General features: G+C 39.3%; 11 protein-coding genes. 7 read left to right on the top strand and 4 right to left on the bottom strand.

The window, feature by feature from the left end; genetic code table 11:
* The first annotated feature begins 234 nt into the window (after positions 1–234).
* The 3 genes from A7A69_RS01010 (at position 235) to A7A69_RS01000 (ending at position 3,928) form a co-directional block, all read left to right on the top strand.
* On the top strand, positions 235–1,626 hold the full coding sequence (locus A7A69_RS01010) for a 3-oxoacyl-ACP reductase (protein ID WP_152876000.1): 1,392 nt from the start codon (positions 235–237) through the stop codon (positions 1,624–1,626).
* Positions 1,627–1,741: 115 nt separating this feature from the next.
* Positions 1,742–2,596 (top strand): MaoC family dehydratase, encoded by an 855-nt coding sequence (locus tag A7A69_RS01005; protein WP_152875999.1) that lies wholly within the window; start codon positions 1,742–1,744, stop codon positions 2,594–2,596.
* Between the two features lie 69 nt (positions 2,597–2,665).
* Positions 2,666–3,928 (top strand): serine hydrolase domain-containing protein, encoded by a 1,263-nt coding sequence (locus tag A7A69_RS01000; protein WP_152875998.1) that lies wholly within the window; start codon positions 2,666–2,668, stop codon positions 3,926–3,928.
* A gap of 1 nt (position 3,929) precedes the next feature.
* Here A7A69_RS01000 and A7A69_RS00995 read toward each other — a convergent pair whose 3' ends face one another.
* Both A7A69_RS00995 and A7A69_RS00990 read right to left on the bottom strand, forming a co-directional pair.
* Positions 3,930–4,445, bottom strand: a complete 516-nt coding sequence (locus A7A69_RS00995; RefSeq protein WP_152875997.1) for a GNAT family N-acetyltransferase — start codon at positions 4,443–4,445, stop codon at positions 3,930–3,932.
* A 78-nt stretch (positions 4,446–4,523) separates the two neighbouring features.
* Positions 4,524–5,111 (bottom strand): TetR family transcriptional regulator, encoded by a 588-nt coding sequence (locus A7A69_RS00990; RefSeq protein ID WP_120369250.1) that lies wholly within the window; start codon positions 5,109–5,111, stop codon positions 4,524–4,526.
* 123 nt (positions 5,112–5,234) lie between these two features.
* Between A7A69_RS00990 and A7A69_RS00985 the strand changes: the two genes are divergently transcribed.
* Positions 5,235–6,722, top strand: a complete 1,488-nt coding sequence (locus A7A69_RS00985) for a SmvA family efflux MFS transporter (RefSeq protein WP_152875996.1) — start codon at positions 5,235–5,237, stop codon at positions 6,720–6,722.
* Between the two features lie 118 nt (positions 6,723–6,840).
* Positions 6,841–9,027, top strand: coding sequence for a DNA polymerase III subunit gamma/tau (gene dnaX / locus A7A69_RS00980; protein ID WP_152875995.1), 2,187 nt, complete (start codon positions 6,841–6,843; stop codon positions 9,025–9,027).
* 25 nt (positions 9,028–9,052) lie between these two features.
* Here dnaX and A7A69_RS00975 read toward each other — a convergent pair whose 3' ends face one another.
* Positions 9,053–9,514: an acyl-CoA thioesterase gene (locus A7A69_RS00975; protein WP_152875994.1), complete on the bottom strand. Its 462-nt coding sequence runs from the start codon at positions 9,512–9,514 to the stop codon at positions 9,053–9,055.
* Entirely contained in the window at positions 9,511–10,671 is a 1,161-nt protein-coding gene (locus A7A69_RS00970; RefSeq protein WP_120369244.1) for an iron-containing alcohol dehydrogenase, read from the bottom strand. The genes A7A69_RS00975 and A7A69_RS00970 overlap by 4 nt, the downstream gene beginning before the upstream one ends.
* A 117-nt stretch (positions 10,672–10,788) precedes the next feature.
* Between A7A69_RS00970 and A7A69_RS00965 the strand changes: the two genes are divergently transcribed.
* Together A7A69_RS00965 and murB are read left to right on the top strand one after the other, a co-directional pair.
* Positions 10,789–11,307, top strand: a complete 519-nt coding sequence (locus tag A7A69_RS00965; RefSeq protein WP_151982157.1) for a low molecular weight protein-tyrosine-phosphatase — start codon at positions 10,789–10,791, stop codon at positions 11,305–11,307.
* A 15-nt stretch (positions 11,308–11,322) separates the two neighbouring features.
* Positions 11,323–12,357: a UDP-N-acetylmuramate dehydrogenase gene (murB, locus tag A7A69_RS00960; protein WP_187349150.1), complete on the top strand. Its 1,035-nt coding sequence runs from the start codon at positions 11,323–11,325 to the stop codon at positions 12,355–12,357.
* Position 12,358: the final 1 nt, after the last annotated feature.

Here is a 12,358-nt window from a genome sequence, read left to right as displayed (position 1 = left end):
CCAAGCATGTTTATGATATTCTTGAGATGTACATTAACATAATTAAAATAGACCTGTATTGACTGGAATGACATTCTAGAGTGCATTCAGGTCAAGACATATCAAGAGTAACTCAAGTATTATTTTATTCAAATCCATGAACCTAATATGTTCACAAGTTTCCAACAAAGGATATAAACAGCAATTAACACGCTGGGTTTATACATACATTATTTTGCATGAGAGATAATAACCATGACTGATCAATACCAAGCATTTACCCAATCACCACTTGGTAAGTTTGTCGTAAAAAATTTAGGTTTACCATCACCAGTGGTACTGGATCGTTTTGAAAGTGCGGAGCCTGTGATTAATGGTGCTGTATTACTTGGTGCTGCACCTTCAAGTTCATTGTCTGGTGCAATTGCTCAAGTATTGAGTAATATCCATGCAGATAGCTATGCAGGTAACAATGCAGAGTTACAGCAAACTGCCGCAAAAGCGGGTTTAAATTTACGTGCCTTTAATTCAGGCGATAAAGAATCTAAATTTAAGGCGGTGGTTTTTGATGCATCTGGGATTCAAAACTCTGAGCAGTTAAATGAATTGTATAAATTCTTTCATCCAGTCGCGCGTCAAATTCAGAGTTCTGGTCGTGTGATTGTGATTGGAACAACGCCAGAATCAGCAAAAACGGTTAAGCAAGCGATTGCACAACGTGCACTTGAAGGTTTTGTGAAATCTGTTGGTAAAGAATTCAAAAAAGGAATTACCGCTCAAGTAGTTTATGTTGATGAAGGTGCAGCCGATAATCTTGAGTCAACTGTACGTTTCTTGCTTTCTCCACGTTCAGCGTATGTTTCTGGTCAGGTGATCCGTGTATCTAAAGCAGATGTGGTAAAAGTAGATTGGAATCAGCCATTGGCAGGTAAAACTGCATTGGTAACAGGTGCTAGTCGTGGTATTGGTGAAGCAATTGCGCATGTATTGGCACGTGATGGCGCACATGTCATTTGTCTTGATGTCCCACAGCAGCAAGCGGATCTTGATCGTGTAGCAGCAGAAATTGGCGGATCAGCTTTAGGACTGGACATTACTGCAGCAGATGCGGGTGAAAAAATTAAAGCGGCTGCTGCAAAACAAGGCGGTCTGGATATCATTGTACATAACGCAGGTATTACACGTGACAAAACTTTGGGCAATATGAAGCCTGAGCTTTGGGACTTGGTGATTAATATCAATTTGTCTGCGGCTGAACGTATTAATGACTATTTGCTTGCTAATGACGGTTTGAATACAAATGGTCGAATTGTTTGCGTTTCTTCAATCAGCGGTATCGCAGGTAATTTGGGTCAAACTAACTATGCTGCATCTAAAGCAGGCGTGATCGGTTTGGTGAAATTTACTGCACCAATATTGAAAAATGGAATTACCATCAACGCTGTTGCGCCAGGTTTTATCGAAACACAAATGACCGCCGCGATTCCATTTGCAATTCGTGAAGCTGGTCGCCGTATGAACTCGATGAATCAGGGCGGTTTACCAGTCGATGTTGCTGAAACAATCGCATGGTATGCATCGACAGCATCGACTGGCTTAAATGGTAACGTTGTTCGCGTATGTGGACAAAGCTTACTTGGTGCATAATTTGTTGTTATCGTATTTGATCGCTTTTAGATCAAAATAATGCTTGCCCTTTTCTTAAAATTTAAGGAAAGGGTATTCTTATGTTAAATCTATAAAAATTTGAATAAGGTCAACCATGAATACACGCCATTTTAGCCAACTTCCGAAACCTTATCTGGCTTATCCAAAAGTCATACAAGGTCTTGTATTTAAAAAGCCAAAAGGCCCAAACGTTTTGCCACAAGTCGAATATGTTGTGGATTCATTTCAGGTCGATCAAAAGCATTTACAAGCTTACAATGAAGTTTGTGGCTTTAAAAATGATGGTTTTATTCCAGCGATTTATTTAGCGGTGCTGTCTCAAAGTCTGCAAATGCATATGATGACCACAGAAGCATTTCCTTTTGCAATTCTGGGTTTAGTACATATCCGCAATCAAATTAAACAGACCCGTAAGATTGGGGTTAATGAAAACTTAACTTTGTCTTGTAAATTTGGTGAGCTAAAGCCACACGATAAAGGCGTTCAGTTTGATTTCATTACTACTGCTAAAGTTGGTAATGAAGTGGTCATGGAGGGCGTGACCACATATTTAGCCCGTCAGAAAGTAGAGAAAAAGTCGGCTGAAAAACCGAAAGAAAACAGAGCACCAGAATATCAACTTCAACAAGTTTGGGATATTGCTGAAAATACAGGTCGTCGTTATGCCAAAGTTTCGGGTGACTTTAACTTAATCCATATTCATGCCGTGACAGCAAAAGCATTTGGTTTTAAACAAGCAATTGCACATGGTATGTGGAGTAAGGCGAAAGCATTGGCAAACGTGAACTTGCCTGATGCTTATGAAGCAGATGTATGGTTTAAACTTCCTATGTATCTCCCTTCAAAAGTTGAGTTTTTGACCGCACAACAGTCAAAAGAAACTGACTTTTTAATTCGCAATGAAAAGTCTAAAAAGCCTCATGTTTCTGGGACGGTCACTGAATTATAAGACCATGATTTAAGATTGCCCGATGAGTTCGGGCTTTTTATATAAAACTAAATTCTCAAAGGATGAGTGATGAGCGCATTAACGGAAATTTTATTTGCAGATACTCACAATTATCGCGGGACGCTTGATGAGCGTTTTCATGATTTGGCAGTTCAATTCAGCCGTTTGCAGGATGCGCGTACTGATCAGGGTGGAGCGGCATTAGCTGTTTTTTTTCAGGGACAAAAAGTAGTTGATATCTATACGGGAAAAAAATCCCTTAATGAACAGTGGGCTGAAGATACGCTTTCTGTTTGTTATTCTACAGGCAAGGGTGTTTTAGCCACTCTGGCACATATTTTGGTCAGTGAAGGGTTTCTTGAATATGATGTTCCAATTGCACATTATTGGCCTGAATTTGCACAAAACAGTAAAGAAAAAATAACGCTTAGGCATATCCTGAGCCATCAAAGTGGTTTGTATGATCTTCGCAATTTAATTAATGATGCACGTGAAATGCTTGAGTGGCAGCATATGCTTCAGGTATTTGAACAAGCGACGCCACGTTTTGCAGCCAGTCAAGGCAATGCATATCAGGCCTTGACGTTTGGATGGTTGGTAGGTGGGGCGCTCGAAAAAGCAACAAAACGCAGTTTACCTGATTTAATGCAGACCTATTTAATAGAACCATTACAATTAGAGGGCGCCTACTTTGGAGTGCCGACTTCTGAGCTTGTTCGTGTAGCAAGACTCATACCTCAAAAAACTAAATCGGAACAGCAACAGCAATTCAAAAAATCAAAAGTTTCAAAAACACATAAACCTGCTTTTACCGATAAATTGGTGACTTGGACAGGGCAAAATCCACAGGATTTTCAGGATGCGATGATCCCGAAGGGCATGAAAAATTTTAGTTTCTTTAGTGATGAAGGACTTCAAGCGATTATTCCTGCTGCGAATGGTACTTTTACAGCAAATAGCCTAAGTAAAATATATGCCATGTTGGCGAATGGTGGGCAATGGGAAGGGAAGACATTGATTAAGCCTGAGGTATTTCAACAATTAAGCACCATTCAAAGTTATGCAAGAGATAAAGTAATGCCGATTCCTATGAATTGGCGGTTGGGTTATCACCGAGTTTTAACTATGGGGAAACGTGCCAAAAATGGTTTTGGGCACATAGGTTATAACGGTTCTGGAGCATGGTGTGATCCAGATCGAAATTTAAGCTTTGCTTATACCCATAATTTTAAAATCGGTTCGATTACAGGTGATTACCGTTTATGGGGATTAACTCAGGAAACTTTGCGTTGTGCAGATAAAATATTGAAAGGGCATAAAGGCTGGTTCTAATTTAAATTTTCAGCTTTGCAGGAATGTGATAAGTAACCTGAAGATATTTAGGTTGCTGTCTGACGTGGCTGATGATTCCACCTAAACCTTCTACCAGTTTTCGGCTAGCATAGTTTTGCTCTGCTACAGGGTAAATAAAATAATCCGCTTCAAAAGTTACAATGCCCCAATCATAAATCACTTTCAGTGCTTCTTTTGCAAAGCCTTTAGCATGTTGATCTTCACGTATCCATAAACCGAATTCAGGCGTTTTAGTCTGAATACGATGAATACCAATCAAACCAATAAACTTTTGGGTAGTTTTATCTCGGAATACAAAATGTTGATCTGTCTGCAATGCTTGTGCTTGTAGCCAACTTTTACCAATTGACTCAAACTCCTCGAAAGATTGGGCGGGTTCCCATGACATAAACTGAGTTAGACTTAAACTGATGCATGGATAAATATCTGAGCAGTCTTGAAGCTTAAAAGGTTCTATAGATAGTCGGGCTGAAGAAAGGCAAAGTGCATGAGACATTATGTAATTTAACGAGCGGGAAAGGATTTAATTATCATATATAAATAATAATCATTTGCAAATATAGTGAGATGACATTTAATTCATCAACTCCATTTTGATCATGATTTCGACATGATGTTGAAAGGACTGTTCGTCCAAGCCTTGTAAGCCGAGTTGGTAAATTCCTTCTAAACCACAAACAAAAGCAATCAAACGCCAAGCAGCATCTTGAGCAGTTGTCGTCTCAAGCATTTTAAACTGCTTTTGTTGTATGCCATCTTGAATTAACTGCACCAATAAATTGTGCCATCGCTGCATGGTAAGGTTATAGGCTTTTTTTATTTCGATATCTTGTTCTATCAAAATTTCAGCTTCATTCCAAAGGCGCAAATAAGGCTGAGTTTGCTCGATATTTTCACAACCCAGTAGTAAAGAAATACGTTGAAGCCATGAATCTGTAAGTACCTGAGCTTCAAGTTCATTCAATTGATCCATCAATTCAATAAAAACTTGCGCTTTTAAGTGCGAGGCAGACTCAAAATGATGATGAACTTGACCAGTAGAAACATGTGCTTGCGTTGCGATCGCCCGAACGGTCAATGCATTTAAACCTTCTTTTAATGCCAAAGTTTTAGCAGCAGCTAAAATCATTTCACGGCGTTGCTCACGATTTAAATAATTCATTAGGATTGGATTTCAATATTTTGTGCTTACTTCGCATAATTTTAATAAAAGTTGGACGTTTGTTCAAGTTTGGGTATAATTCATTTAATTTGAACAAGTGTCCAACTTTGCATTGAGTGTGTTATGTCCCGTAAGTGGATGATTCTTGCAATCATCGTCCTAATTTATCTTCCTGTTTCTATCGATGCCACGGTATTGCATGTTGCAATTCCTTCTTTAAGTTCAGCTTTAGCACTAAGTGGTAATCAAATGCTTTGGGTCATGGATATTTATTCCCTGATTATGGCTGGATTGATTTTACCAATGGGTGCATTAGGTGATCGTATCGGTTTTAAACGTTTAATGATGATCGGCGCGACTATATTTGGTTTAGCGTCATTGATGGCGGCATTGGCTCAAACGGCTTATGTTCTGATTTTTGCTCGTGCTTTACTTGGGTTAGGCGCTGCCATGATTCTTCCTGCTACTCTTTCGGGCGTTAGAAACAGCTTTCTGGATGAAAAACAACGTAATTATGCGCTAGGGATTTGGGGAACGGTTGGTGGTGGTGGCGCAGCTTTTGGCCCGTTACTGGGTGGTTTTATTTTGGAGCATTTTGATTGGGGAGCTGTATTCCTGATTAATATTCCTATCATTATTTTGGTATTAATTTTAACTGCATGGATTGTACCGAAGCAGCACGTCGAAACCAAACAACCCTTGAACTTGATACAAGCTCTGGTTCTGGTGAGTGCAATTTTAATGATCATTTATGCTGCTAAAACTGCAATGCATGGATTAAATTATTTTATTGTTATACTGTTCATGATGGGTTTAGGCACTTTAATTTTATTTGTAAAACAACAATTAAAGTCATTAACGCCAATGATTGATTTTAGTTTATTTAAACACCCTGTGATTTCCACCAGCATGGTGATGGCAATTGTGGCGATGATTGCTTTGGTCGGTTTTGAACTTCTGCTTTCGCAAGAGCTACAGTTTGTTTATGGTTATACGCCGTTGCAAGCAGGCTTATTTATTTTACCTTTTATGATTGCGATCAGCTTAGGTGGGCCGTTTACCAGTTTTTTAATGAATCGTTATGGACTTCGCCCAGTCGCCACTTTAGGGATGATGATGTGTGCCTTGAGTCTATGGGGTTTTGCACTTACCAATTTTGATACACAACATTTGCAAACTTGGAGTCTTATGATTGTTATGGGCATCAGCGTTGAAATTGCATTGCTTTCATCAACTGCTGCGATTATGTCTGCTGTACCCCCACATAAAGCAACCGCAGCAGGGGCGATAGAGGGAATGGCATACGAACTCGGTGCGGGTTTAGGGATTACTATATTTGGTCTTTTACTTTCTTTTTTCTATACGCAATCTTTATTGGTTCCACATGGGTTATCACCTGAGTTAGCTCAAACAGCCAGTCATTCAATTGCTGAAGCGATGCAAGTTGCACAACAACTTGATGATAAAAGCTTAGTGTTGGCATTGACTCAGGCAGCATCAGATGCCTTTAGTCACTCACATGCGAAAGTACTTGCGATTGCAGGAAGCCTGTTTTTAATTTTATCTGGTTTTGTGTGGTGGGCATTGCCTTCTAAGCAAGTAAGTGATTAGGGAAATAGGTATTAAAATAATTTGTTTATTTAATATTTGCTTGTTGATGTATTGTTGCTGAATTCATTCACTATCGGGCAAAAAACCAGTATCCTTATAAATACATTAAGGAGCATTCATGTATCAAGTACTGGCTAGAAAATACCGTCCTCGTAATTTTATTGAATTGGTCGGGCAAAACCATGTGTCGCGTGCACTCACTAGTGCGCTTGAGCGTGGACGTTTGCATCATGCCTACTTGTTTACAGGTACGCGCGGCGTGGGTAAAACGACCATAGCGCGTATTTTGGCAAAGTGTCTAAATTGTGAAACAGGGGTAACGTCTACACCTTGTGAAGTCTGTGCAACTTGTCGTGCTGTCAATGAAGGTCGTTTTATTGATCTGATTGAGATTGATGCAGCATCACGTACCAAAGTTGAAGATACACGTGAGCTTTTAGATAATGTGCCTTACGCACCAACTCAGGGGCGTTTTAAGGTTTATTTGATTGATGAAGTGCATATGCTGTCTACACATTCATTTAATGCCTTGCTCAAAACGCTTGAAGAACCACCAGAACATGTCAAATTTTTATTTGCGACAACTGACCCACAGAAACTACCCATTACCGTCATTTCTCGATGCCTGCAATTCACCTTGCGTCCTTTAGCTGTAGATGAAATTACCGAACATCTGACGACTATTTTAGACAAAGAACAGATCAGCGCAGATAAAGATGCAATTTGGCAGATTGCAGAATCTGCACAAGGTTCTTTGCGAGATGCATTATCTTTAACAGATCAAGCCATTGCTTACGGGCAAGGTGAAGTCCATCATCAAGATGTTAAGGAAATGTTGGGTCTGATTGATCGTACCATTATTTATGATCTGATTATTGCTATTCATCAAAATCAACAGGCACGTGTCAGCCAATTATTATTACAATTTCGCCAGCAGGCACTCGATGTTTCTTTGGTGTTAGATCAGTTAATCTCAACCTTACATGAACTGGCTCTATTGCAATATTTACCAGAGTTAAGCCTCAAATACAGTGAGGAAATTAATCAGAAAATTTTATCATTGTCGAAAATGGTATCGGCTCAGGATTTACAGCTTTATTATCAGATTGCATGTAAAGGTCGTGCTGAATTACAGCTTGCTGTGACGCAGGAACAAGGCTTTGAAATGTGTGTGCTGCGTTTATTGGCATTTCGTCCATTGGCTTTGAATGAAATTGTCATTGAGCAGGGGTCTGAGATTTCTTCTGAATCTACAGCATCTAACTTTGAAAAAAAAACAACTGAGATTCCAGTTGCTTCAACTGCAAAATTGAATGTTCAGGAAGTTTCTTCCCAAAGAGATCAAGCTGATGAAAACGCTACTCCATTAAATACTGAAGGTTTTGAGGAAGAGCCACAAAGCTTTGATGAGCCAGAGCAATTGGTGGCAATGGATCATGAAGCTTTAGAATCTTCTCCTGCGCCGTTAGTAGATGACCAAGAAAGCATCGTCGTTTTTGATGCAAACGCTGATAATTTGATTGGTTTTGATTCACAAGCATCTATACAAACGCTATCGATTGATGAAATGCAGGTTTTACCTGTAGAAGAGTTTTCAACTGAATTAGAGTCAAATCCTTCATTCGCATCTCTAAGAGAGCAGCAATCGATTGAAATGGTTGATGAAAAGCAAGTTAGAGCTTTATCTGAAAATCATATTGATGAAAATACTTTTGTTTCTTCATCGTCTATAAATATAGATCCATCCGATAAAGATTTAAAACATTCAATTGAGGACGTGCAAAATTCGATTGAGTTGGAGGCTCAAGTCGCTGTAAATGCCGAAGACGCTGCACAAATGAATCATCGTGTAGATGATCAGGTCGTTATTACAGATCCTCTAAATTTAATGCCACAAGATATTCTTCAACTTTCTGTAGAAATTTTAGAAGGAGAATGGACGCTAGAAAAATGGGAATACTGGTTTAGAAATAGTCAACTTTCACCCGCCGTTCAAGAGTTGGCTCAACATGGTTTAATGTTGGGTCAAATCGATGGAATGTGTACCTTTACCATTCCGCAGCAATATGAAGGCATGCTTTCACAGCTTCAATATGCATTGGAAACTGAAATTAAGTCTTTATGGCCAAATACGCAGTTTACGGTGCAATATGCTGAAGTTGCAGGTGAAACTCCGTTTGTTAAACAAGCGGAACGCAAACAAAAAGCGTTCCAGCGCGCAGAATATTTGCTTAAAACCGATACTGTGGTTCAGAAATTATTGAATACTTTTGAAGGTGAATTACAAAATATTCAGCTAAAATAATGAACAATTTTTTAGAAAAACGTTATTAATCTGAGTCCGCTTTTAATACATAAGGTTTAAGAGCTATTCTCATGGCATCTGGGATGGTGGTACTTTTTCGGTTCTCGCGATCAACAAAAACATGTACAAAATGACCCTGAGCAGAAGGCTCAATATGATGCTGTTTAAAAATGGCTAATTCATATCTTAAGGATGAATTTCCTATTTTTGCAATTGCGACACCCACTTCGATGCTTTCGGGAAATGATAATTCCTGAAAAAAACTACAGGCCGAGTCTACAACCAGACCAATGATGGGGGATTGGTGGATATCAAATCCTGCATGCTGAATTAATAAAGAATTGGCTGCTGTGTCAAAATAACTATAGTACGTGACATTGTTGACATGACCGTAAATATCATTATCTGCCCAGCGCGTCTGAATGTTTAAAAAGAAATGAAATTGATCCCGAGTTCTACGGATAGGTTTTGTAGATTCTTTACTCATGCGTAAATCGCCTCATAGATTTCAAGCGCAGCTTGCTCGGTCATTTCTCGTGGATTATTTTGTAAAAGGCGAGTTTGTAGCATCGCATCTTTAGCAAGTGTCTCAAGACTCTGCCGTGGTACATTTAAATCTTGTAGCTTTAAAACGAGCCCACTTTGATCAAGATGATTTTGCATATGATCGACAAACAAATCACATAAGCCATCGGAGCTTCCATTACTGCGCGGGTCAAGCCATTGCATCAGTTCTGCGTACAATTGTTTGGCATGTGGCGCATTAAATTTAAGAACTTCAGCCAAAACCAGTGCATTGGTATGTCCATGCGAAAGATGAAAATGTCCACCTAATGGATAGGCAAGTGCATGAACTGCACCAACAGGCGCATTAGCAAAGGCTTGTCCCGCAAGCATTGAACCCAGTAGCATGTTTTGCCGTGCTTCCATATCAGCACCATTTTTTAGCACCTTAGGCAAATTCTCATTGAGTAATCGCAATGCATTTTTTGCCAGCATGTCGGCATAGAAATTTTTCTTTATTTTAGAGGTATAGGCTTCAATGGCATGTACCATGGCATCAATCCCTGTTGCTGCGGTAATGTGCGCAGGTAAACCTTGCGTAAAATTGGCATCCAATATGGCAAAATCTGCATACAAGGCAGGTGAAACGATTCCTGTTTTGGTGGTTTCACCAGTCGTTACGATTGATATAGGGGTAACTTCAGAGCCAGTTCCCGCAGTGGTTGGTACCAAAATTAAGGGAAGTTTCGGCCCTTTCGCGTTATTGACACCATACATATCTGCCAGGGTCTGTTTTTGCAGAGGGTGTGCAAGGAGTGCGATAATCTTGGCGACATCCATTGAACTACCTCCACCAAACCCCAAAATCGCATCGACCTTTTCTTTTTTTGCGAACTCTGTAGCATCGAGCACAATATGTTCAGGAGGGTCTGCTTGAATATTTGAATAAACAGTATACGCAATATTAAGACGTTCCAAGATCTCAATGATGGGCAAATGAAGTTGATGTTGAACCATACCTGCATCAGTGACGATCAGTAGTTTGCGATAATTGCCATCGCGAATGATATTCTTAAGTTCTTGTATTGAGCCAAGACCTGAAACAATGCTAGATGCTGTCTGAAATTGAAAATGGCTCATGGATATTTCCTTATTTTTCATCATAAATCGAACATTTCTGTTCTGTTCTTCTATAGGATTCTGCTTTTAAATAACTTAACATAAGACACCTGAAAATAAAGCACTTTCGAGGTTTATATGTCATCACACTCACCTTATAAGGTGCTATGTGTCTGTTTGGGTAATATTTGCCGTTCACCTACGGCAGAAGTAGTTTTAAGGCACTTTTGTGATGCACATCAGCTTAATGTTATTGTGGATTCGGCAGGTACAAGTAATTATCATCCAAACAAAGCGCCTGACTCCCGAAGTCAAGAACATGCTTTGAAACGTGGCTATGACTTATCTACTTTGCGCGCGCGCCAGTTAACAGTTGAAGATTTTCTGGCGTTCGATTTGATACTGGCAATGGATCACGAAAACTTTGACAATATTCAGTTATTTAAGCAAAAGGCATTAAAACAATATAAAACGCATCAGATTCGTGCAAACGTTGCATTAATGAGTGAACATGATCCTGTGTATAAACAGCAAGCTCTACCTGATCCTTACTATGGTGGGGCAGATGGTTTTGAACGTGTTCTGGATCAATGTGAATCCAGTGCTAAGGCTTGGGTACAAATGTTTAAACAGCAAATCACAATTGCTGATCAATAAAATAGGTTTCTAGTGATTCAAATCCAACAAAACGTCCAGTTAAAAGCGTTTAATACTTTAAATTTAAATGCCATTGCTTCACATTACGTCAAAATTGATTCAATCGAGAATTTAATCGCAGCATTAGATTTTGCCGATCAACAGCAATTGAATAGCTTAATTCTTTCTGGTGGAAGCAATATGTTGTTGCCAGAGCAGATTCATGCGCTGATATTACATATGAATATTCAGGGTGTTGAGATCGTTGAAGATACTGCTGAACATATCAAAATAAAAGTGGGTGGGGGGCAGATTTGGCATGATTTTGTCTTGATGACAACTGAAAAAGGTTGGTATGGATTACAAAATCTGGCACTGATTCCGGGTTTGGTCGGTGCATCACCTGTACAAAATATCGGTGCTTATGGCGTTGAGGTTGGGGAGTTTATTGAGTCTGTGCAGGTGTATGACAGATTAGAAAAAACCACACAAGATGTTTTAGCTATCGATTGTCAGTTTGCTTATAGAGACAGTATTTTTAAGCACGATCCAAATCGTTACATTATTACTCATGTTACTTTCCAATTACTGAAACAGCCACAGCTTAGGATTCATTATGGGGATTTAAAAGCGGCGATGGGTGATGATTTAACGCCTGAAAATCTGCAAAAACAGGTCATTCAGATTCGTCAAAGTAAACTGCCAGACCCTAAACAATATCCAAATGTCGGCAGCTTTTTTAAAAACCCCGTGATTAATCAAACAGATTTTGACCAGTTACTTACAAAATTTCCGCAAATTCCACATTATCCTCAAGCACATCGTTGCGTTAAAATCGCGGCAGGTTGGTTGATTGATCAAACAGGCTGGAAAGGTAAAAAAATAGGTTCAGTCGGTATGTTTGAAAAACAGGCATTGGTTTTAGTGAATTATGCCAATGCTTCTTTAAATGATGTCAAGCACACTTATCAGGCTGTTCAACAAGATGTGAAACAAAAGTTTAATATCAAGCTTGAACCTGAACCTGTGTTATTTGATACAAATGGCTTAATTCGATCGCATTCGGAATAGT

Origin of the sequence: Acinetobacter guerrae (assembly GCF_009372255.1) — a bacterium.
Lineage (GTDB): Bacteria > Pseudomonadota > Gammaproteobacteria > Pseudomonadales > Moraxellaceae > Acinetobacter > Acinetobacter guerrae.
This window is presented reverse-complemented; position numbering and strand designations above follow the sequence as displayed.

What these genes read in the sequence shown, in the direction of transcription:
- A7A69_RS01010 (WP_152876000.1), top strand. Translation starts at nt 235, where the DNA reads ATGACTGATCAATACCAAGCATTTACCCAATCACCACTTGGTAAGTTT.
- A7A69_RS01005 (WP_152875999.1), top strand. Translation starts at nt 1,742, where the DNA reads ATGAATACACGCCATTTTAGCCAACTTCCGAAACCTTATCTGGCTTAT.
- A7A69_RS01000 (WP_152875998.1), top strand. Translation starts at nt 2,666, where the DNA reads ATGAGCGCATTAACGGAAATTTTATTTGCAGATACTCACAATTATCGC.
- A7A69_RS00995 (WP_152875997.1), bottom strand. Translation starts at nt 4,445, where the DNA reads ATGTCTCATGCACTTTGCCTTTCTTCAGCCCGACTATCTATAGAACCT.
- A7A69_RS00990 (WP_120369250.1), bottom strand. Translation starts at nt 5,111, where the DNA reads ATGAATTATTTAAATCGTGAGCAACGCCGTGAAATGATTTTAGCTGCT.
- A7A69_RS00985 (WP_152875996.1), top strand. Translation starts at nt 5,235, where the DNA reads ATGTCCCGTAAGTGGATGATTCTTGCAATCATCGTCCTAATTTATCTT.
- dnaX (WP_152875995.1), top strand. Translation starts at nt 6,841, where the DNA reads ATGTATCAAGTACTGGCTAGAAAATACCGTCCTCGTAATTTTATTGAA.
- A7A69_RS00975 (WP_152875994.1), bottom strand. Translation starts at nt 9,514, where the DNA reads ATGAGTAAAGAATCTACAAAACCTATCCGTAGAACTCGGGATCAATTT.
- A7A69_RS00970 (WP_120369244.1), bottom strand. Translation starts at nt 10,671, where the DNA reads ATGAGCCATTTTCAATTTCAGACAGCATCTAGCATTGTTTCAGGTCTT.
- A7A69_RS00965 (WP_151982157.1), top strand. Translation starts at nt 10,789, where the DNA reads ATGTCATCACACTCACCTTATAAGGTGCTATGTGTCTGTTTGGGTAAT.